This is a genomic window from Austwickia sp. (assembly GCA_016699675.1).
Taxonomy (GTDB): Bacteria; Actinomycetota; Actinomycetes; order Actinomycetales; family Dermatophilaceae; genus Austwickia.
The window spans coordinates 1,843,988-1,864,129 of the sequence record CP064985.1; the positions used below are offsets into that span (position 1 = coordinate 1,843,988).

Consider the following 20,142-nt stretch of genomic DNA (forward strand, 5'->3'; position numbering starts at 1 on the left):
CGTCCGGCGGGTAACGCCTGGGCAAAGACTGAGTAAGAACTGGACGTCCGTCCTGGTCGGCGGCGGACATGGGGCTCGGGGGCGGACGCCTGCGCACGGCGTACCCTGTCCGCGTGGTCAAAGCCTGGGCGATCCCGCTGACGTACGCGGTCATGGCAGCAGGGCAGATCTTCTTCGCCCTCCGGATGGACGGGGCGGCCCGGTTCGCGGCCGCTGGTTGCGCGGTCGTGCTGCTGGCGGGGGCCTTCTATTTCCGGCCGCGGGCGCTGCCGCGGTCGACGTACGACGAGGCGACGCGTGCCGCCGACGAGGGGCGGGTCGTCATCTACCACCGGCCGGGCTGCGTGTTCTGCGCGCGGCTGGCGTCGGCGCTGGGTCGCGCCGGACGGGATCGGGCCGTCTGGGTGGACATCTGGGGCGATCCGCAGGCTGCGGCGTACGTCCGGTCCGTCAACGACGGGAACGAGACCGTTCCCACCGTGGTGATCGACGGGGCTGCGGTGACGAACCCGCCGCCCGCGCGGGTGCGGGCGGCGCTGGGGCTGTAGCTGGCCCGGTCAGGGCCGGACGCAGCGATAGGCGAGGGTGACATACGGCAGGTCAACCGTGCCGTCGGCAGCGGACTGCGCGACCTCCTGCGCGATCACCCGCACCTCCGCCAGAACGGCTGCGCGCTTGTCCGGTTCGGCGGCGAGCACGTAGCTGCGGGAGGCGGCCAGGTCCACGATCTGGTCGACGGTCAGGCGACTGGACCAGCGGTGTTCGGCGCGCTCGACCGGCCCGAACGGCGGCGCCAGGGTCGGTCCGCCGGTGGGGACCAGGTGCTGCGGCGTCTCGCCATGGAGGACCCGGCTGAGTCGGCGTACCCATTCGACGCTGTCGTCGCGGAAGTTCCAGATGAGGCCGAGCGCTCCACCCCGCCGCAGCACCCGGGCGGCCTCTCGGCAGGCGGCCTCGGGGTCGACCCAATGCCACGACTGTCCGAAGACGATGGCGTCGGCGGACGCGTCGGGACAGGGTAGGCGCTCCGCGCTGCCCACCTGGGTTGCGACGCCCGGGATGCGGAGCCGCAGGGTGGCCAGCATGGCGTCATCGGGATCGACGGCCGAGACGCGGCGCCCGGGCGTCGCCAGGACCGTCGTGAGCTTGCCCGTGCCGGCGCCGACATCGACCACGTCGAGGGCCTCGCGGACGAGCCAGGCCACGGCCTCGGCGGGGTAGCCGGGCCGGCCGCGATCGTAGGCGGCGGCGTCCCGGCCGAAGGCTCGTCCTGGGTCACTCACGGTGAGGCGCTCAGATGAAGACGATCTGGGCGCCCTCGGACAGCTCGATGAAGTCGGCGGCGCTGATGATGCCCTCGACGCCCTCGTACAGGTCGTCCATCGTCAGCTTCATCATGTCCGCCGACAGCTGGCAGCCCCACAGGTGGCCGCCGGAGGCCTGGATCTGCTCGAGCATCTCCGGCACCGTGGGGATGTCCAGGTCCTTGAGCTGCTTGTTCATCATCTTCGTGGCGATGCTCGTCATGCCCGGCAGGACGCCCAGCGTCTGCGGCATCGACATCGCGCCGAGGCCCGGCCGGAGCCGGTCGAGGTCGTTCATGTGCATGGCGGTGTTGCCGGCGAACGTGAACTTCAGCTTGTCCATGGTGGCCTTGTTGATCATGTCGAAGCCCCAGAACGTGAAGAAGATGTGCACCTCGCAGCCCTCGCCCAGGGCGGCGTTGCCCATGATCAACGCCGGGTAAGCCATGTCGAGGTTGCCCTTGCTGCAGATGAAGCACATCTTGCGAGGGCCGCTGCTGTCGGTGTCGTCGCCGAAGTTCGGGACGACCGGGGCGTCACTCATCGGGATCTCCTCGGGTCGGGTGGATGCTTGCTGGGGTTAGCAGCTGGCGGTGCCTATTCGGCAGGTCAGACGCAGCCCTTGGGCTTGGGCAGGCCCGCGACGTACGCCATCTTCTTGGCCGGCTTCTTGGGGAACAGCTCGAACAGTTCCTTGGTGGGGAAGTTGCCCGCCGTGGCCACCCGGCGCAGGGTCGGGGTCTCGCCCTTGGCGGCGAAATCCGTGCGGAGGAACCGGATGGCCTCCCAGTGCCGGTCGGACATGTCGACGCCGATGAGCTTGGCCAGCTCGGCGCCCAGCGCCTCGTCCCATTGGGTGGGGTTGGTGAGGAAGCCCTCCTCGTTGATGTCAACCGTGCGGCCGGCGATGGTGGTGCTGGGCATCTCGGTGCTCCTGGGCTGCTCGTAGGGTTCGGGTCAGAAGGTGGGGACGTGGGTGCCGTGGCCACCGCCGGGCACCGGCGGGGCCTTGGGGGTGACGGCCGAGGAGAGGTCCTTGCCAGCCATCGACATGTTCGCCGGGATCGGCATCCGGTGGCCGGGCAGCAGCACGTTCCAGTAGATGTGCCGGAACGCCAGCTTGCCGGCGTGGTTGGCGCGGGTCTCCTTGAGCAGCTGCATCGGCCCGACCTTGGGCAACGGGAACGTGCCGGCCAGCGGCTCGGTGTCGTAGTTGAAGTCGATGAGCAGGGCCTTGCCGTAGCCGGACTCGATGAAGCAGTTGGAGTGCCCGTCGAAGCTGGCGGTCAGGGGCTCGCCGGCGATCGCGGCCAGGAAGTTGTGCTCCAGGATCTCCACGGCGAAGTGGGCCACCGAGCCGGCCTTCGACGTCGGGATGTCACCCGCGTCGCCCAGGACCCAGATGTCGTCGTGGTCGACCGAGCGCAGCGTGTGCTTGTCGGTGGGGACGTAGTTCATGTCGTCGCCGAGTCCCGACCGGGCCACCCACTCCTGGCCCAGGTTGATCGGCACGGTGACGAGGAGGTCGAACGGGACCTCGCGCTCGTCGTACGAGACCACCGCGTTGAAGCCGGCGGGCGAATCCTCGACGTCGATTCGCTCGGTGGCGAAGTCGGTCTCCATCGCGACGCCGCGCTCCTCCAGCAGGTACCCCAGCGCCTTGCTGCAGGTGGCCTTGGTGAACGCGCCGTCCAACGGGGTGACGTAGACCAGCTCGACGGACTCGCGCAGGCCGCGCTTGGTGAAGTACTCGTCGGCGAGGAACGCGAACTCCAGCGGCGCCACCGGGCACTTGATCGGCAGCTCGTTGATGTGGATGACCAGGCGCCCGCCGGTGAACCGCTCCAGCGCCTCGTGCAGTGCCAGCGCCCCCTCCAGCGTGTAGAACTGATGCACCCTGGCGCCGCTGCCGTGAACGCCGGCGCCGCCGCGGGCCGTCGTCTCGTCGGCGGCCATGGCCTCGGCCATCCCGGGCGTCTTGTCCGGGCGCGGTTCGCAGCCGGTGGCGATGATGAGCTGGTCGTACGCCAGCTCCCGACCGCCGGCGAGATGCACCGTGTGGGCGGCCGCGTCGACCCGGTCGATCTCCGCGAGGACCAGGTCGATCCCGTCGCCGATGAAGCGATGCCGAGAGCGGACCACCTGGTCGCGCGTGTAGGTGCCGAACGGCAGGAACAGGTATCCGGGCTGGTAGTGGTGGGTGTCGTCGCGGTCGACCACGGTGATGGCCCACTCGGCGCGGTCCAGCTTCCGGCGCAGCTTGTTGGCGGCCATCGTGCCGGCCGTTCCGCCGCCGAGGATGACGAGCTGTCGCATGGGCGCACTCCTTAGGCCGTCGCTCGCACCGAGTCCGTTCCCACCAGCATGCCCCTAGGGGTATCTCCTCGGAGGGGACTTCCGACCTTTCGTCCCCGCTCGGGGACGTGATCTGGGCAACAGGATCGGCGGTGGATAGCCCTCAGCGCTGGGGCGCGCGGACCACCGGGGTGCCGTCCTCCAGGGCGACGTCGACTTCGGCGCCGATGGGCTGCTCGGCGTCGAGGATCGCCCAGGTCGCCGGGTCGTCGGCCGCCCGAGCGAGGAACCGGTCCCCGTCGTACGTCTCCCCGACCACGATCCCCAGCCGGCTCCCGTCGGGCCGGGGGACGATCGTGTACGTCGCGATGGTGCAGATCCCCTCCGGGGTCGTGGTGGTCGGGGCGTTGGCCCAGCCGCGGACCTCCGCCTGCAGACGCGCCGAGCGGCCGGGCCGCCAGGGCGTCGGGGCGGTCGTGTAGATGCCCACGGAGTACTTGCTCATGATCCCGCCGTTGGCTGTGACCAGCCCGTACGGCGGGGTCGGCGGGGCCCCTTCACCCGACGTACCGGCGGCGCCCGACGTACCGGCGGCGCCCGACGTACCGGCGTCTTCGCGCTGGTCGCGCAGCTCCCGCAGGCGATGCGCGGTCTGGACCACGGCGTGCAGGGCGTAGTCGTTGCCCGCCCCGCCGAAGTACGGCAGCCCGCCGGTGACGGTGAGCCCGCGCGGGTCGTCGTACGCGATCCGCAGCCCATCCGCGGCATTCGTGACCGCGATGGGGAAGCAGCTGTACAGGTCGATCGTGGCCAGGTCGTCCGCCGTGATCCCGGCGACGTCCAGCGCCAGGCGCAGCGCCGCCATCGACGCGGGCGACGAGGCCAGGTCGGGGCGGCGGAGCAGGTCCTGCTCGACGGCGTCCGCGTGGCCGGCGAGGAAGATCGTTCGTCGCGACGGGAGCCCCCGCTCGCGCGCCCGACCGAGCGACGTCAGCAGCACCGCGGCGCCCTGGTTCACGGTGTCGCGGGCGACGAGGAACCGCGGGTACGGCGCGGCGATGAGGCGGTTGCGCGGGTCGACCGTCACGAGCTCGGCGGCGGAGCGCTCGGTGCGAACTGCAGCAAGCGGGTTGGCGGCGGCCACGCGGGTGAAGGGGGCGAAGAGTTCGCCCATGGCCGTCGCGTACTGCGCCTTGGAGAGGCCGAGCCGGGCACGGCGGGCGTTCTCGAACAGGCCGTACGCCGCGGGCGCCCCGACCAGCCCCACCGCCTGCTTGTCCCGCGAGGTCATGTCCTCCAGGCCCGGGCCGCGATCTTCGAGCTTGCCGCCGGGCATCTCCTGCCAGCGAGGACGCCGCTCGGGGGGCGCGTCCCGCCACTGCCGCACGCTGCTCAGCGCCTCGGCGCCCGCGATGAGCACGGCCTCGGCGCGGCCGGCGGCGATCTCGGCGGCGAACTCGGTGATGAGGTGCTGCGGCGACTGCCCGCCGCCGATTTCGAGGATGGCCCGGGACGGGCGCGCGCCGATCCGCGCCGCGACCGAGCGGGGCAGGTTGGTGGACCGGCCGAGCGGGGTGGGCGCCTCCAGCCCCGAGTCCTCGAAGAGCCGCACGCAGGCGACCACGTCGAGCGCGGCGGCCAAGGCGCGTCCGGCGCGCGCGTTGTAGGCGCCGAGGGTGGCGTCGGCCAGCGCCCCGCGAGCGGCGGCGCCGGCGAGGTCCGCGGGCGACAGCGCACGGTAGCCGGGGTCGTCGACGAACTCGGCGTCCTCGCCGACCCCGACGAGCACGGGGGTGCGCGGGTCGAGCTCGTGCAGGGCGTGGGCGCTCACGTGGCCATCCTGGCAGGACGCCGTGCGCCGCGGGGCATCGGGCCGAGCGATGGTCAGGCCAGGGCCTGCAGGCTGACGGCCATGATCAGCATCCCCACCATCACGCCGGAGAGCGCGATGTGGTGTTCGCCGTACTCCCGTGCGCTCGGCAGCAGCTCGTCCAGGCAGATGTAGACCATGATCCCCGCGATGCCGGCGAGGACGAAGCCCGTCAGGGCGTCGCTGAGGTACGGCGCCAGGAGCAGGTAGGCGAGCACGGCGCCGACGGGTTCGGCGAGCCCCGAGGCGAACGAATAGAGAAACGCGGTGCGGCGCGAGCGGGTGGCGTAGTAGATCGGTACGGCGACGGCCACGCCCTCGGGGATGTTATGGATGGCGACCGCGACGGCGATCGGCACGCCCATCTGGGGTGACGACAGCGCCGCCATGAACGTGGCGAAGCCCTCGGGGAAGTTGTGCAGGGCCAGCGCGAAGGCCGTGAGGAGCCCGGTCCGCATGAGCTGGGCGCGGCGGCGCGACTCCTCGTCGGCGTGCATCTCGTGCGGGTTGAGTTCGCTCGGGACCAGCAGGTCGATCCCGCCGATGAACAGGGTGCCCAGGAAGAAGGCGGCAATGGCGATCCAGCCGCCCCGGCCTGGCATCCCCCGGTCGAGCAGGGCGTGGCCCTCGGGAAGCAGCTCGACGAGGGAGACGTAGATCATCACCCCGGCCGACAGCCCCAGCCCTGCGGCGAGGAGTCGCGGGGAGGGCTTGCGGGTCGTGATGGCCAACAGGCTCCCCACGCCCGTCGACGCCCCGGCGAAGAGCGACAGGCCGAGCGCGTAGGCCACCGCGCCGCTCATCGCCCCTCCTTCGACCTGTTCGAACGCCCCGAGGCTACCTCGGAGTGCTCGGCGGCTCGGGTCAGGGGGCCGGCTGTGGTGCGGGGGTCAGGCCGTGAGGGGTCAGGCCACGAGGGGTCAGGCCGCGAGGGCGTGCCGGTCGGCCCCGAGGCTGGTCGTCGCCGCGGCCACGGGGGCCGTGGCGTCGGCGGGGGTCGCGGCGCTGGTGGGGGTGACGACGTGGTCGACGGGATCGGCGCGCTCGGCGTCGTAGCGCAGCCAGGTGGGCACCACGGCAAGCACGACCATGAGGGCGACGCCGAGCGCGAGGACGAGGACGGTGGCGGCGGTGCTGAGCAGCTGGGTGATGTCCATGACTCGAGTCTGCTCAGCGCCGCTGTCAGCCACATCGGACCGGGGACTGGTGTTCGCTTTGGGCCGCCTACGACCCCGGTCGTAGGGGTGAACTCCGACCTCGGCTCGATAGGCTGCCCCGGCGGGCGGCCTGGCAAGGCTGCCTCGGCGGGCGACGACGGAGGTCATGATGCGGTTCGCGGTCATCGGTGCGGGGGGACTGGGCGGGTACTTCGGTGCGCTGCTGGCCGCCGCGGGTCACGACGTGACGTTCCTGGCGCGCGGGGCGACGCTGGAGGCGCTGCGCCGCGACGGCGTACGGGTTGTCGGCGCGCTCGAGTTGCACGTTCCGGCGGTGCGCGCCGAGGCGGACGCCGCCGCCATCGGGCCCGTCGATGCGGTGCTGCTGACCGTGAAGACGAACCACCTCGACGGGGTCTTGGCCGGCCTGCCGGCGCTCGTCGGCCCCGACACGGCGATCCTGACGATGCAGAACGGGGTGGGTACGCCGGACGTGGTCGAGGCGGCCGTCGGTCCGGGGCACGTGCTGCCGTGCGTCGTGCGGATCTTCACGAAGGTCGCGGCGCCTGGGGTCATCGAGCACATGGGCGGGCCGGGGTCGGTGTCGTTCGGAGAGCTCGACGGCGCGGCGAGCCCGCGGGTCGCCGTCCTGCGCGAGGCCTTCGCCGGCGCCGGCGTACCCGTTCTCCAACCCGAGGACGTGCGGGTTGAGCTGTGGGAGAAGGCGATCTACGTAGCGCCACTCGGCGCGCTCGGCGCGGTCGCGGACGCCCCGCTCGGGGTGGTGCGGACCCGGCTGCGGGACGAGCTGGCGGCCGTCGTTGCCGAGGAGGTCGCCGTTGCCCGCGCCCGCGGGGTCGCGTTGCCGGCTGACGCGGTGGAGCGGATGCTCGCGTTCACCGATGGCATGCCCGCGGAGTCCACCACGTCGATGCAGCGCGACCTCGCCGACGGGCGGCCGAATGAGTTGGACGGGCAGATTGGGGTCATCGTGCGGCTCGGTCGCGAGCTCGGGATGCCGACGCCGCGGCACGACCTGCTGTACGCCGTGCTGGCCCACCGCTCGGCGGCCCGCGCGGGGGACTAGCGACTCCCAGGAGTCCTGGCTGTGGGTGTCGCCGCGGTCGAGGCGCCTACTGGCTGGCGAACTCGAATCCGGCCGTGATGAGCCCGCGGAGCCACGCGCTTTTCGCCGTCTCGGGGACTTGACCTCGACGTGGTGATTCCAGCGGTGCGCGCTGACCTGCGTGACCCGGTGCAGCCGATCGTCGGTCCGGGCGTGGTCCAGGGTCACGTTCAGGTACAGCGTGCCGTCGGCCGTCTGCTCGTATGCCCACAGCCACAGGAACTAGCGGTTCACGGAGTAGCTGACCTGCGATGTGGTCGTCCGCTTCACCGGCCCAAGGCCCATCACGAACTCGTCGATGGCCAGGTATTGGGCCTGCGTGCGGGGCTTGGCCGCGAAGTCGCTGATCATCTTGTTGCTGCGGTCAGGCATCACGACCTCCGGTGTGCGGGAAGGGAATCCGTCGCCACCGAAGTGGCCCCGGCGCCAAGGGGAGTGAGGACGGCGAGGCGATGCGACGCGTGCAGAGAGCGGCAGTCCTGGTCGCCAGTGTGGAGGGCCGGAGTGCCCACGGTCAGCGAGATCGCCCGATCCCCCATGAGCAGGTCGCTCGCGGCCTCGCTCTCCGGGACGTCCACCTCTCATGGACAACGTCCGTCGCTTCCGTGGACGCCGGTTTCCGCGGGCCGTCGGGCGTGTCCGGCGGCGTCTGGAATGCGCACCCCCTAGAACGGTGGCGGCCCGGGGTCAGGGCGGGTCTGGTGGGCGGGCGTGGGGTGGCGGTCCGCCGAGTCTTCGGGTCGTTGCCGACCAGGACCTCGGGGACGCCGGCCCCGCCGCGGTGCGGGTCGCGTGGTGGGGGTTGTCCCCCTGGTGCGGTGTTCGATCGGCAGTCCCTTGCTCGCCGCCGCGTGGCTCCTGGATTCGCCGGTGCCGTGTGTGTCGCCGGGACTGCCGGGCGCGGTGACCTCGTGGGACGTGCGGCCGGGTGCGGTGGTGTCGTACTGGTAGGGGTACGTCGTGTATTGCCGTCCGGTGCCGGTGGTCCACACGATCGTCCCGTCCGGGGACTGTGTTGTGGACCACTGCCCCCGGGTTTTGTGGCCGTGGGGGCGTCGGGATTTGGCCGAGAGGTTGGCTGCGGACGTGGCTCCGCCTTGGTCCCAGGGCACGTCGTGGTCGAGGTCGCACCGCTCTGCGGGGACCGCACCGTCTGGGGCGCGGCAGGTCCCGTCCCGGACCTGGACCGCTTCTCGGAGCCGCGGTGGTGGGGTGTAGCTGGTGGAGGTCAGTTCGATGGCCTCTCCGGTGACGGGGTCGGTCACGAGTCGTCGCCAGGTGGAACCTGCGGCGTAGGCCAGGTCCCGCACGATGTGCGCCGCCAGCGGCTCCCCGTCGGCCAGCGTCCCGGGCTCCTCACTCAGACCGAGCAGCGCGGCCGCGGAGATCACGATCCGCAGCTCCGCAGGCGGCAATCCCCCGGGCAGGTAGGCCAGCCACGACGCGGCCACGTCCTGGAGATCCTGCAGAGTGTCGCTGGTGTCGCCCGTGCCGCTGGCGCCCCCGGCGCCTGGCCCGGCCTCCGCATCCGATGCGCCCGTAGCGTTCGCACCGTTCGACGCGCTCGCGGTGGCTGCCGTGCCGCTCGCCGCGCCAGAGCTGGGAGGACCAGTCGGCGTCGCCGATGCATCCGCCGCGTGGGTGTTGGTGGTCGGAGCGGCAGCGGGGGCAGCGGCAGCGGGCGCGTTGGGTTCCTGGGATGGCGGGACTGTTTGGCCGAAGACGGTGTCCGCGGGGATAGGGGTGGCCAGGCCGGGGATGTCGCCGTACAGGATCAGGTCCAGCGAGACGTCACTGCGGAGTTGGCCCAGGGTGCGGCCATCACCGCGGCGACGGGCCGCCCGGGCGATGGCGTCGATCCGCAGCGCCGCGGCGGTGACCCGCTCCGCCGATCCTGAGATCAGGTATTCGCCGGTGCCGTGCGGGGTCAGCGTGGCGTAGGCGTCCCGACGGGACAGGTCGAAGTCGCGCTGTTCCTTGGCCGGGACGTGCTCGGCGACCAGGCGGTCCAGCCGGCACCGGAACGTCCGGTAGGACAGCGCGGCCCCGTCCCGGGTCGGCGCCAACGCCGCGGCCCCGATCTCGGCGGCCAGTTCCGGGGCCAGGGAGGCGGTGCGGTCGGTCCAGGCGCGCGCCATCGCCCACGTGCATGTCCCCGCTGTGAGGGCTTCGCGCATCCCCGCGGTCCGGGTCGGTGAGCCGGCGCCGAGGCGGACCCGCCCGATGGCGTCGTACAGTCCCAGGCCGGTGGCCAACCGGATCTCATCGACCACCGCCGCCTCAGCCTCCCCCAGAGCCCGGTCCCGCACCGTCTTCGAGGCATCCGGTCCGACCTCATCGACCGCCAGCTCGCGACGCCGACCCGCCAACAAGCCCGCCGCCTGCGCCGACATCGCCGCCGCCCCCGCGGTCGCCTTCTCATAGGCGGCCATCGCATCGAGGAGGTCGTCATCATCGAGCAGCGCCAGCCGAGCAGGGTCGGGCACGAACACGGCAGCGCACCCCTCCGGCACTCGCACCGCCCCACCTGACATCCCGATCCCCTTTACGTCTTATTGCTGCGCCTAACTTCGCTATTGTGTTCGATTCTAGCTCGTCTCAACAGGAGGCGAAAGCCCTAGCGAATAAGTTCATCGAAACCGTGTCTAACTGGCGAGGCGCGAGGCGGCGGCCAGGTCTTTGCCGGAGTTCCCCTGGTCAATGCCCCGCGGCGACCGTAGTCATGACCTGCGGTTTGGGTGCCATGGCGCCCAATGCCCAGGTCGTGAACGGTCGGGTGGCCACCATAGGGGCGTTGACGATTCGCGGCGCTGTGGGTTTGTAACAACAGCACCGGGGATAAACGCCGTCACGGCCCGATGAATCGCGGTCGAGTCAGCCGATCCGGCGTACCGGCAGTCGCTCCTCGACGGCGCGGTCGCCGTCGCGGCGCACGACGTACGCACCAGCCCCGTCGCGTTCGGCGACGGCCTCGACCAGCGAGGTGCCTCGGTAGTGCAGGCCGACACCGTCGTCGGTGCAGTAGGTCGTCGGCAGCACGCCCGCGGCGACGGCGGCGTGGATCGCGGGACGGCGATCCGCTTCCGAGTTGTAGTGCACTCCATTGCCGTACGGCAGGAAGCCCAGCCCATTCGTGATCGGCCGGACGGGATGACCGAAGCTGTCGGTCGTGCCGCCGACGTGCCAGCAGATCGACCCGGCCGAGATCCCCGCCAGCACCACCCCCGCCTGCCAACACCGGCGCAGGATGTCGCCGAGCCCGTGTACTTCCCAGACCGCGAGCAGGTTCGCGACGGAGCCGCCGTTGACCCAAATCACGTCATGGGCGCGCAGGTGCTCTTCGATGTCCGCGACGTTGGGCATGGGGAAGAGGTGCAGGTGAGTGAGAGCGGTGGGCGTCGCCGCGGGTCTTGTCGCTGGTGAGCTGCACCAGCGAGCACCCCTGTGCGCGAGACCATTCGATGGCCCAGCGCATGGCGGCGGCGCCCACGCCGGCGCCCCTCGTCTCGGCGGCGACGCGCACGGCCTCGATCTGGCAGCGCAACGACCCGCGCCGCGCCAGTCCGGGCAGCAGCGACAGCTGGAACGACCCGACGATCGTGTCGCGGTCGTCCACGATGACGGCCAGGAGCTCGCCCGGGGCGGCGTCGATGCGGGCGAATGCGTCGCGGTAGCAGGCATCCTCGGCCTCCGCCTCGCGCGTCGTCCCCAGCTGATCGGCGAACAGAAGGGCGACGACGGCCGGTACGTCGTCCGCCACCGCCCGCCGTACGGCGTAGCCCGGCGCCCCCGCCAACGCCTGCCCTCCGGCCAAGTCCTGCGCCCCGGCCAACGCCTGCGCCTGCGCCCCCGTCGACGGCTCGTCCCCAGGCGCCGCGTCGGTCGGGCGGAGACGGGCGGCCACGATCGTCGCGTCATCGTGCCGTTTGACCGCGACCCGGCGGGTACGGTCCGCGAATTCCTCCTCGGCCGCGCGCAGTTCGGCCGCCAGATCGTCGTGGGACCCCGACACGCACCGCGCCACGAACTCCCGATCCGACAGCACCCCGAACGGGTGGACCAGCCGGGTGGCCCCGTCGCTGGCCAAAACCACCGCGCCCACCGAGCCGAGCGGCACGGACCCGGCGCGGGCGTGCCCCGCCGCCGCGGGATCGACGTGGCAGCACCAGAAGCCGCCCTCGACGTTGCGGAGCGTCTCGGTGGTACGGCGGTGCGCCTCCAGCCGGGCCTGCGCCGGCGGCAGCCCCTGCGCGGTCAGGCTGGCGAACGCCTCGGCCCGGCGCGGGCCGGTGAGCAGGTCCACCGCCTCGTCGACGACCTCCTCGACCGTGCCGTCCCCGTACCTAAGGAACAGCGAGGAGTCGGACAGCACCACGTACTCCAACACGTCCGCCCCGCTCGCGTCCGGGCCGATCCGCCAGGCGGCCAGCGTCGAACTGGGCGAACCCTCCTCGGGGCGGCAGTCGGGCCCGTGCGCGCCGAGGACGTCGGCGATCGCCTCCGCCAGCGCCTGCCGGGGGGTGCCCGTGCGCGCCGTGAGCCGGGCGAGCATGGCCTGGGCGAGCGTTCCCGGGTACCACGCCACCGAATGCCCGCACCCGCCGCGCAGCTCCACCGGCAGGCCGGCGCCGTCGACCAAAACGGCCGCGCTGCCGTCGGGGGCCACGGCCAGGGCGTCCTCAAAGCTCAGCCCCGGGGCGGGATGGGTCGAGATGCGCAGCTCCACGCCCCTATCCTGGCCGCACCCGACCCCGATCGGGAGCCGCACCCCACATGACTGACATTCCCGACGGCGCCAGAAGCAGCGCCACCCCCAGCGCCGAAGCCGCCGCTCTCCTCGCCGAGCTCGCGGCCGACCGCGACGCGATCGCGGCGGACATCCTCGACCTGGTCCGCGTAGAGAGCCACAGCCTGGACGTCGCCGCCCTGGCCCGGTGCGCGGAGGCGGTGCGCGCGCTCGCCGTACGGCTCCTCGGCGCGCCCGACCGTGAGGAGCGCGTCAGCGGCGCGGCCCAGGATCGCGGGGACGTGCTGGCCTTGACGTACGCCGGGACCGGCCCTGGCCACGTCGTCCTGCTGGGGCACTACGACACCGTGTGGCCGACGGGGACCCTGGCCGACTGGCCCGCCGGCCCGGGCCCCGCCCCCGACGCCCTCGACGGCGCCGACGACCAGCTCGACCCGCAGGGCCGACCGACGCTCACGGGCCCCGGAATCCTGGACATGAAGTCCGGGGTGGTGCAGGGCTTCTGGGCCCTGGCGGCACTGCGGCGGCAGGGTGCTTCGGGCCAGCCGATCCCCACGGTCACCTACGTGCTGACGGGGGACGAGGAGGTGGGCTCGTACGCCTCCCGGTCGACCGTGGAACGGATCTGCTGGGGAGTCGACGCCACCCTCGTGCTGGAGCCGAGCGCCGACGGGCACCCTAAGTCCGAGCGCAAGGGCACCGGCTTGACCCGCGTGGGGGTGATCGGAGTCGAGGCCCATTCCGGGCTCGAACCGGAAAAGGGGGCGAGCGCGGTGCACGCCCTCGCCGAGGCGGTGGGCCAGTTCGTCGCCGCCGCTCGCCCCGATCTCGGGACCACCGTCAACGTCGGGGTGATCGGCGGCGGCAGCGGCGCGAACGTCGTCGCCGGCGAGGCCACCGCGCTCGTCGACATCCGCGTCACCCGACCCGAGGAGCCGGCCCGGATCGACGCGGCGTTCGCCGCCGTCCAACCCCGCGACGAGCGGGTCAGCATCGCCATCGAGACGGACTGGTCCCGGCCGCCCATGGTGCTCACCGAGGCCAGCAGGGCCCTGCTGCGCGTCGTCCAGGAGGCCGGCGCCGCCCTGGGCCGCCGGCTCGGACACGTCTCGGTCGGCGGCGCCAGTGACGCGAACTTCGTCTGCGCCCTCGGCAAACCCGTCCTGTGCGGACTCGGCGCGGTCGGCGCGGGCCCGCACGCGCGGCACGAACACATCCTCCTCGACGCGATCCCGAGCCAAAACCGCGCTGGTCGCCGAGAGCCTGCGCCGCCTCGCGGGCGGCTGCCGTAGTTCGCCGGTATCCCCACGCGCCGGGCGCACCCCGCGGGTCAGTCCACCCGCGCGAGGATCTCGCCGTGCAGCATTCCGAACCACGCCTCGGGATGCTCGCCCCAGGCGCGCCACGCCGCCGCGATCTCGGCCAGGTCCGCGTCGGTCGCGAGGCCCAGCTCCACGGCCTGGGTCGCAAATGCCGACTGGGTCGCCCGGTCCGCCCACACCCCCGCCCACCAGGCCGTCTCCTCGGCGGTGCCGTAGCTCCACGCGCTCGCGCTTGCCGTCACCTCGGTCAGCCCGGCCGCGCGCGCCCAGCCGCGCAGCCGCCGCCCCGCGTCGGGCTCGCCGCCGTTGGCGCGGGCGAGGGCGCGGTACGTCGAGAGCCAGCGCGTCATCCCCTCCGACGCCGGATGCCAGGTCATGGCCGAGTAGTCGGCGTCCCTAGCCGCCACGATCCCACCGGGCTTGGTCACCCGCGCCATCTCGCGCAGCGCCGCCACCGGATCGCCCAGGTGCTGGAGCAGCTGGTGGGCGTGGACCACGTCGTACGTCGCGTCCGCCGCGGGCAACGCATAGGCGTCGGCGCCGGCGAACGACGTCCGGTCGTCCCCGCGCCGCCCAGCCTCGGCGCGGGCTGCGGCGACGGCGGCCTCGGAGGCGTCGACGCCGACGACCCGCCCGGTCGGCCCGACCGCCGCCGCCAGGTCCAGGGTGATCGTGCCGGGCCCGCAGCCGACATCGAGGACGGCCATCCCCGGGCGCAGGTGGGGCAGGAGGTGCGCCGCCGAATTGGCCGCGGTCCGGGTGCCGTGCGAGCGAAGAACGCTGCCGTGGTGGCCGTGGGAGTAGCGCTCGGTCATGGCGTCAGGATGCGCGTCGCCCGCCCGGTATGACCAGATGTTAAGACACATGTCTCACACAGTGAGCCACGTGACGACCCGGCTACACCGGCCGTGGGACGGGCCGATGGGCCCGTGGGGGCGCCGACAGGGTGCCTCGTCCCGAAGGAGTCGCCCGCGATGCTTCGCAGCCGCCCCGTGCGCCGTCGGCGCCGGCGCCGGCCGCGTCGCGCCGTCGCGCTCGCGGCCGGCGTCCTGCTGGCCTTCGGAACGGCCAACACGGGGCTCGAGGCGGCCAACCGGGCGGCCTTCCCCAGCCGTACGACGACCGGGGTGGTCCACTCCGAGCGGGTGAGCACATTACTGCCGCACGCCTACTGGGTGTTCTTTCCGGGGTTCGGGATCGACTTCTGCCCGGACGTGGAGCGCGCCCTGGTGCCCGTCACCCGGGACTACGGCCGCTCGTTCTGCGTCGCGCCGTCCCCGGCCGGGTTGGACCCCGCGGAGATCGCGCGGACCGTCCGCGCCCGGGTCGCGGAGGACCGGACCGGCGCCGAGCCGGTCACGCTCTATCTCTACGGCATCAGCATGGGCGGGATGCTCGCGTACGACGTCGCCCGGCAGCTTGACGGCCACGACGGCATCACGGTCCGAGCGCTGATCTTCGACTCCAGCCCCGCCGGGCCGGAGAGCGTGTCGGGGGCGAAGAAGTACGTTGTGCGGGCCGGGGCGGCGATCAACCGGCTGCCCGACCTCCCAGGCGACATCCCCAACCCGCTCAAGGGCGGTCCCCTCAATCGGTTCGCCGGCCACGCCGGGGAGGCGGTCGCGGCCAACCTCGGGCGCGGCGACTGGCCGCTGTCGGGACAGGACCTGCGGTTTGCCTGGTACAAGGCCACGCGGGTGACCAGCGGCGGCGTGACGAACCAGCTGCAGTACATCGAAGGCTTCTACCCCGCCAAGGATCCGGCCGCGCTGCCGTACGCCGCGTTCGCGTACCTGCGCGCCCAGGACCCCGGGGCGGACACCACGGTCGACGTGCTGCGGGCGATCACGACGTACGTCGACCTGGTGGCCCCCCGCGAGCTGGCCGTCTACCCGATCGTCGGCGGGACGCACGCGAGCGCCGACACGACGGTGGCCAGCTATGCCGCGGCGCTGCGCACGTTCGTGCGCAGCGCCGGGTTGCCGACCGCGGACGACATGGAGCGACTACGCGGGCTGGACCGCGTCCGTCCGCTCTGAGGCGGCGGCCCCGGAGCCGGGCGACGAGTCGCGGCTGGAGCGAGCCACCCGCAGCGACCCGATCAGGCCGAGCAGGAGGAAACCGCAGGCCAGCCAGATCGCGCTGGACGTCGCGGCGGCGAACCCGTCGGACAGCGCCTGCACCACGTCCGGGCCGAGCGCGCCGAGCCGGCCGTGCGCTCCCTCGGCGCGGAGCCCGACGATCGCCCCGCCGGCCGAGTCTGCCGTCGCGTGGCTGAGACCCTCGGCGACCCCTGCCGGCAGCCCGGGCAGTTCGCGGAGGCGGTCGGCGAGGACGGTCCCGAGCCGTACGGCGAGCGTCGACCCCGCCAGGGCCGCCCCGAGCGCGGCGCCGACCTGCCGGACCGTGCTCTGGGTCGCGGAGCCCATGCCCGACTGGGCCGTGGGCACGTCGCGCAGGACGGTCGAGGTGAGCTGCGCGGAGGCCAGGCCAAGCCCGACGCCGTACACCGCGAGCGCCACCGTCAGCCAGCCGGGCGCCGCCTGCGCCCGCACGAGCAGGCCGGTCACCGCCGTACCCACCACTTCCAGGCCGAGACCCAAGACCACCACGCGGGGCGCGCCGAGCGCCGCCGCCAGGTGCCGAGCCGACGCCCCGGACAGGAACGCCCCGAGCGCCATGCCGGCGAGCACCAGGCCGGCCTGCATGACGCTGAGCCCGGCGGCGTTCACCAGGTAGAGCGGCAACACGAACACCAGCGCGAACTCGCCGACCGCCACCGCCATCGCCGTGAGGTTGCCCCAGGCGAACGTGCCGATCCGGAAGAGGGACAGGTCGATGATCGCCGAGCGGCCGTTGCCCGCTCGGTGCCGCTCCCAGATGACGAACAGGGTCAGGAAGATCACGCCGAGGGCGATGGCGACCGGGGCGGCGGAGATGGGGGCCGAGGCCGGCCACACCAGCGGGCCCACGCGGAGCTCGGCCAGCGGCACCCACCAACCGAGGCTGGTGCCCTCGATGAACCCGAAGACGAGCAGGCCGAACCCAAGGGCGCTGGTCAGTAGCCCGTCGACGTCCATGCCGGGGCGCTGATCGTCGCCGCTGGTCTCGCGCACGGCGTACAGTCCCAGGCCAACGACGACGAGCGCGATCGGGACGTTGACGAAGAAGATCCAGCGCCACGAGACGTTTGTCGTGAGCCAGCCGCCGAGCAGCGGGCCGATCGCCGCCATGCCCGCCATGACCGCGCCCCAGATGCCGAAGGCCGTCGCCCGTTCCTTGCCGCGGAAGGTGGCGTTGACCGTGGACAGGGTGGCGGGCAGGACCATCGCGCCGCCGATTCCCTGCACGGCGCGGCTGGCGATGAGCGAGGTGGCGTCAGTGGCGAATCCGGCGGTGACGCTGGCGGCCGCGAAGAGCACGACGCCCGCCAGGAAGATGCGGCGCCGGCCGCGGCGATCACCGAGCCGACCGAACGAGAGCAGCAGGGCCGCGAACACCACGTTGTAGAGGCTGTTCACCCACTGGGCGTCGGTCAGGTCGAGCTTGAGGTCGGTGATGATCTGCGGCAGCGCGACGCCGACGATCGTGCCGTCGAGGACGATCATCGACAGGCCCGCGGCGAGCGCGGCGAGACCGAACCAGCGCCGCGGGTCGGGGGACGTGGCGCCGTCGCCGGGGGCCGCTGGGGCGTCCGGGTTGGGGGCGCCGGAGGAGCGCGCGGGGATCGGGGGGCTGGAGGCGCCGCGCCGGGTGGGGGTCGCCATGACTCACCTGCAATTCGAAACGTACCGTCACTGTGTCGGTATCTATGTTAGCGACACAGTGACGGTATGTCGATGAGGGGGGCAGCGGCGGCCCGGGGTGGGCGCTTGGGGTCGAGGTGTCGCCGGTGGAGGCTTAGGCTGCCGAGCCGGTGTGCTCGTCGAGCCAGGCGATGATGTCGGCGGTGACCTCGTCCCGGCAGGTCTCGTTGAGGATCTCGTGCCGAGCCTCGCGGTAGAGCTGCGAGCGAACATCCCGGACGCCCGCCGCCTGGAACTGGCGCTTGGCGGCGAGGACGCCCTTCCAGTTGTCGCCCACCGGGTCGTTGGATCCGGCGATGAGGAAGAGGGGCAGGTCATTGGGCACGTCGGCGACGCGCTTGGCGTTGTGGATCGGCGCGATCCCCTCGAAGAGGTCGGCGTAGAACTGCGTCGTGCAGATGAACCCACACCAGGGGTCCGCGACGTACTTGTCCACCTCGTCGTGATCGCGCGACAGCCACTCGAAGTCGGTGCGGGCCTGGCCGTTGACCTCGAACGGCTTGTTGAACGCGCCGAAGGTGAGCTTGTCGAGGGTGGGGGAGAGGGTACGGCGCCCGCGCAGCCGCGCCTCCGCCTTGGCGAGGGCCAGTCCGCCCAGCCGGATCGGGCCCGGGTCGCCGGCGGTGCCCGACAGGATGACCCCGGCCAGCCCGGCGCCGTGCCCCTGGATGTAGGCGCGGCTGATAAGGCTGCCCATGCTGTGCCCTATCAGGAAGATCGGCAGGCCGGGGTGGCGGCGCGCCACCTCCTCGCGGACCGTGCCCAGGTCGGTGACGACGAGTCGCCACCCGTTCGAGTCGCCGTAGTGACCGAGCATCTCGCCGTCGTTCTGGGTGGCGGTGCGGCCGTGACCGCGATGGTCGTAGGAGTACACGGCGTACCCGGCCGCGGTCAGCGCGGTGGCGAATCGCTCGTAGCGGCGGCAGTGCTCGGCCATCCCGTGCGCGATGAGGAGCACCGCCTTGGGGTCGCCGTCGGGCAGCCAGGCGTACCCGTACAGGCTCAGGTTGTCGACGGCGGGGACCACGAGGTCGGCGGTGCGCATGGCGGCAGAGTAGCGCTGTCCGCCATGACGGAGCGGCCCGAACCTCTACCACATCGCGCCGGGCGCACTTGCGGCCGGGCCGCTGACCAGCGCCGCAGCACGCATGGGTCGGGACGCGCTCCGCGTTGTGGTAGCGGTTTGAGCGCGCCCGGGCGCTCAGCAGAGTCCGGTGTGAGGGTCTCGGTCCGTGAGGCAGGAAGTGGCACCGCCGGGCGCAGCCAGCACGGTCCAGTGCGCCCCTCGCCGATGCGGCGGGCGCCGAGGCGCTCGTGCGTGGCGGGCGGCTGGTCACCTTCTACGAGGGCCTGCTGGCGCTGGACGCCGACGGCGAGACGGTCGTGGTGCCAGGCCGGTGAGCGGGTCGCGACAGGTCAGTCCTTGCTGGTGCGTCCCACCGCCGCTCGGGGGGTCTCCGCCAGGGCGAGGTTCGACCCCTCGGGTCGGGCGCCTCGCCCCGCGATGAGCACGGTCACGTCAGCCGCACACCTCGCGGGCGAGCCCGGTGAGGAGGTGGGCGAGGAGCCGCGGCTGGTCCATGGGGACGAGGGTGGCCGAGTCGTCGACCTCGACGAGGCGAGCGTGGGGGATCAGCTCAGCGAGGCGGCGGCCGTGCTCGAGCGGCATCATCGTGTCCTGCCTTGCCCACACGACGAGCGCCGGCCCCGCGAAGTCCGCCAGCCGTTCGGCGGCGGCCAGAAGGACCTCGCTGCTTGGCGCGCCTTGTGCGAAGGCTGCGAAGTCGCGCCGTACCCCGGCGTCGCGCAGGGCCGGGGTGAACCAGCCGCGCAGGACATTGTCCGGTATGCCGCGCCGGCTCATCCCGCCGTAGCCGAACCGGGCCTGCCGCAAGGGTTTGAGCCGCATGGCCTGAAGGAGCAGCCACATACCCCCGGGCATCCGGGCCACGGTCTCCATCGCCTTGGCCGGACCCGGCGGGAAGTTGTCGAAGGCCTCGCACGCCACGAGCGCCAGACCGGCGACGCGCTCGCTGCCCGGCATTCGCTCGGTGAGCAGGAACTGCCCGCCGCCCCAGTCGTTGAGGACGAGGACGACATCGTTCAGGTCGAGAGCCACGAGCAGTTCGCCGACGAGGGCGGCCATCCCGAACTGGGTGAGGTCGGCGCCGGGGAGCATCGGCCGCCGGTGCCCACCCATCGGCAGCGTCGGCAGCACGACCCGGTGACCAGCGAGGTGGGGCAGCACCGCGTGCCACTGGGTCTCGGGCGTCATCGGCACCCCGTGCAGCAAGACGAGGACGGGGCCCCCGCCGCCGGTGTCGGCGTACTCCAGCGTCCCCGCGCTCAGCTCGACCCAGGGCATCGTGACCTTGTTAGATAGATCGTTCCCATCGGGAGGGTAGGCCGTTGCCTCGGGAGGGCGGCTACCTGCTCGCTGGTGCGGCGCGCGACCCCGACTCGCAGCGCATCACCACCGAAGCATCCTCTCGCTCTTCGTCGCCGCCCCGCGCCG

The 20,142-nt window shown here is 72.5% G+C and carries 16 protein-coding genes and 2 pseudogenes; 4 read left to right on the forward strand and 14 right to left on the reverse strand.

Annotation, left to right across the window (positions count from 1 at the left end; genetic code table 11):
• The first annotated feature begins 185 nt into the window (after nt 1-185).
• The gene (locus tag IPK37_08430; GenBank protein ID QQS02762.1) at nt 186-548 is read left to right on the forward strand and encodes a hypothetical protein; all 363 of its coding nucleotides are present in this window, start codon (nt 186-188) and stop codon (nt 546-548) included.
• A gap of 9 nt (nt 549-557) precedes the next feature.
• Here the strand turns inward: IPK37_08430 and IPK37_08435 are convergent, their stop codons facing one another.
• From IPK37_08435 to IPK37_08465, 7 genes are all read right to left on the reverse strand, one after another.
• Nucleotides 558-1,283, reverse strand: a complete 726-nt coding sequence (locus tag IPK37_08435) for a class I SAM-dependent methyltransferase (GenBank protein ID QQS02324.1) — start codon at nt 1,281-1,283, stop codon at nt 558-560.
• A gap of 10 nt (nt 1,284-1,293) precedes the next feature.
• Nucleotides 1,294-1,848: a DsrE/DsrF/DrsH-like family protein gene (locus IPK37_08440; GenBank protein ID QQS02325.1), complete on the reverse strand. Its 555-nt coding sequence runs from the start codon at nt 1,846-1,848 to the stop codon at nt 1,294-1,296.
• A 65-nt stretch (nt 1,849-1,913) separates the two neighbouring features.
• Nucleotides 1,914-2,228: a TusE/DsrC/DsvC family sulfur relay protein gene (locus tag IPK37_08445; protein ID QQS02326.1), complete on the reverse strand. Its 315-nt coding sequence runs from the start codon at nt 2,226-2,228 to the stop codon at nt 1,914-1,916.
• Between the two features lie 33 nt (nt 2,229-2,261).
• Nucleotides 2,262-3,620 carry an NAD(P)/FAD-dependent oxidoreductase gene (locus tag IPK37_08450; GenBank protein QQS02327.1) on the reverse strand — a complete coding sequence of 453 codons (1,359 nt, stop codon included), beginning with the start codon at nt 3,618-3,620 and terminating at the stop codon, nt 2,262-2,264.
• Between the two features lie 142 nt (nt 3,621-3,762).
• Nucleotides 3,763-5,430: an acetyl-CoA acetyltransferase gene (locus IPK37_08455; protein QQS02328.1), complete on the reverse strand. Its 1,668-nt coding sequence runs from the start codon at nt 5,428-5,430 to the stop codon at nt 3,763-3,765.
• A 53-nt stretch (nt 5,431-5,483) separates the two neighbouring features.
• On the reverse strand, nt 5,484-6,272 hold the full coding sequence (gene zupT / locus IPK37_08460; protein QQS02329.1) for a zinc transporter ZupT: 789 nt from the start codon (nt 6,270-6,272) through the stop codon (nt 5,484-5,486).
• A gap of 117 nt (nt 6,273-6,389) precedes the next feature.
• Nucleotides 6,390-6,626 carry a hypothetical protein gene (locus IPK37_08465; GenBank protein ID QQS02330.1) on the reverse strand — a complete coding sequence of 79 codons (237 nt, stop codon included), beginning with the start codon at nt 6,624-6,626 and terminating at the stop codon, nt 6,390-6,392.
• Between the two features lie 169 nt (nt 6,627-6,795).
• Between IPK37_08465 and IPK37_08470 the strand changes: the two genes are divergently transcribed.
• Nucleotides 6,796-7,713 (forward strand): 2-dehydropantoate 2-reductase, encoded by a 918-nt coding sequence (locus IPK37_08470; GenBank protein QQS02763.1) that lies wholly within the window; start codon nt 6,796-6,798, stop codon nt 7,711-7,713.
• Between the two features lie 46 nt (nt 7,714-7,759).
• Here IPK37_08470 and IPK37_08475 read toward each other — a convergent pair.
• The 3 genes and pseudogenes from IPK37_08475 to IPK37_08485 form a co-directional block, all read right to left on the reverse strand.
• A pseudogene (locus IPK37_08475) lies at nt 7,760-8,124 on the reverse strand (hypothetical protein).
• 293 nt (nt 8,125-8,417) lie between these two features.
• The gene (locus tag IPK37_08480; GenBank protein QQS02331.1) at nt 8,418-10,244 is read right to left on the reverse strand and encodes an HNH endonuclease; all 1,827 of its coding nucleotides are present in this window, start codon (nt 10,242-10,244) and stop codon (nt 8,418-8,420) included.
• 382 nt (nt 10,245-10,626) lie between these two features.
• The gene (locus IPK37_08485) at nt 10,627-11,433 is read right to left on the reverse strand and encodes a peptidase E (GenBank protein ID QQS02332.1); all 807 of its coding nucleotides are present in this window, start codon (nt 11,431-11,433) and stop codon (nt 10,627-10,629) included.
• 1,092 nt (nt 11,434-12,525) lie between these two features.
• Here IPK37_08485 and IPK37_08490 point away from each other — a divergent pair.
• A pseudogene (locus tag IPK37_08490) lies at nt 12,526-13,777 on the forward strand (M20/M25/M40 family metallo-hydrolase).
• Nucleotides 13,778-13,829: 52 nt separating this feature from the next.
• Here the strand turns inward: IPK37_08490 and IPK37_08495 are convergent.
• Entirely contained in the window at nt 13,830-14,636 is an 807-nt protein-coding gene (locus IPK37_08495; GenBank protein ID QQS02764.1) for a methyltransferase domain-containing protein, read from the reverse strand.
• 159 nt (nt 14,637-14,795) lie between these two features.
• Here IPK37_08495 and IPK37_08500 point away from each other — a divergent pair, with 159 nt between their 5' ends.
• The gene (locus IPK37_08500; protein QQS02333.1) at nt 14,796-15,860 is read left to right on the forward strand and encodes a hypothetical protein; all 1,065 of its coding nucleotides are present in this window, start codon (nt 14,796-14,798) and stop codon (nt 15,858-15,860) included.
• Here IPK37_08500 and IPK37_08505 read toward each other — a convergent pair.
• The 3 genes from IPK37_08505 to IPK37_08515 form a co-directional block, all read right to left on the reverse strand.
• Nucleotides 15,828-17,588, reverse strand: coding sequence for an MFS transporter (locus tag IPK37_08505; GenBank protein QQS02334.1), 1,761 nt, complete (start codon nt 17,586-17,588; stop codon nt 15,828-15,830). The genes IPK37_08500 and IPK37_08505 overlap by 33 nt on opposite strands.
• Nucleotides 17,589-17,721: 133 nt before the next feature.
• Nucleotides 17,722-18,672: a lysophospholipase gene (locus IPK37_08510; GenBank protein ID QQS02335.1), complete on the reverse strand. Its 951-nt coding sequence runs from the start codon at nt 18,670-18,672 to the stop codon at nt 17,722-17,724.
• Between the two features lie 474 nt (nt 18,673-19,146).
• On the reverse strand, nt 19,147-19,992 hold the full coding sequence (locus IPK37_08515) for an alpha/beta hydrolase (GenBank protein QQS02336.1): 846 nt from the start codon (nt 19,990-19,992) through the stop codon (nt 19,147-19,149).
• Between the last annotated feature and the right edge of the window lie 150 nt (nt 19,993-20,142).

Excerpts from the sequence above, each read along its gene's own strand:
- IPK37_08430 (QQS02762.1), top strand. The coding sequence starts at position 186 with ATGGACGGGGCGGCCCGGTTCGCGGCCGCTGGTTGCGCGGTCGTGCTG.
- IPK37_08440 (QQS02325.1), bottom strand. The coding sequence starts at position 1,848 with ATGAGTGACGCCCCGGTCGTCCCGAACTTCGGCGACGACACCGACAGC.
- IPK37_08445 (QQS02326.1), bottom strand. The coding sequence starts at position 2,228 with ATGCCCAGCACCACCATCGCCGGCCGCACGGTTGACATCAACGAGGAG.
- IPK37_08450 (QQS02327.1), bottom strand. The coding sequence starts at position 3,620 with ATGCGACAGCTCGTCATCCTCGGCGGCGGAACGGCCGGCACGATGGCC.
- zupT (QQS02329.1), bottom strand. The coding sequence starts at position 6,272 with ATGAGCGGCGCGGTGGCCTACGCGCTCGGCCTGTCGCTCTTCGCCGGG.
- IPK37_08465 (QQS02330.1), bottom strand. The coding sequence starts at position 6,626 with ATGGACATCACCCAGCTGCTCAGCACCGCCGCCACCGTCCTCGTCCTC.
- IPK37_08470 (QQS02763.1), top strand. The coding sequence starts at position 6,796 with ATGCGGTTCGCGGTCATCGGTGCGGGGGGACTGGGCGGGTACTTCGGT.
- IPK37_08485 (QQS02332.1), bottom strand. The coding sequence starts at position 11,433 with ATGCCTGCTACCGCGACGCATTCGCCCGCATCGACGCCGCCCCGGGCG.
- IPK37_08495 (QQS02764.1), bottom strand. The coding sequence starts at position 14,636 with ATGACCGAGCGCTACTCCCACGGCCACCACGGCAGCGTTCTTCGCTCG.
- IPK37_08500 (QQS02333.1), top strand. The coding sequence starts at position 14,796 with ATGCTTCGCAGCCGCCCCGTGCGCCGTCGGCGCCGGCGCCGGCCGCGT.
- IPK37_08505 (QQS02334.1), bottom strand. The coding sequence starts at position 17,588 with ATGGCGACCCCCACCCGGCGCGGCGCCTCCAGCCCCCCGATCCCCGCG.
- IPK37_08510 (QQS02335.1), bottom strand. The coding sequence starts at position 18,672 with ATGCGCACCGCCGACCTCGTGGTCCCCGCCGTCGACAACCTGAGCCTG.
- IPK37_08515 (QQS02336.1), bottom strand. The coding sequence starts at position 19,992 with ATGCCCTGGGTCGAGCTGAGCGCGGGGACGCTGGAGTACGCCGACACC.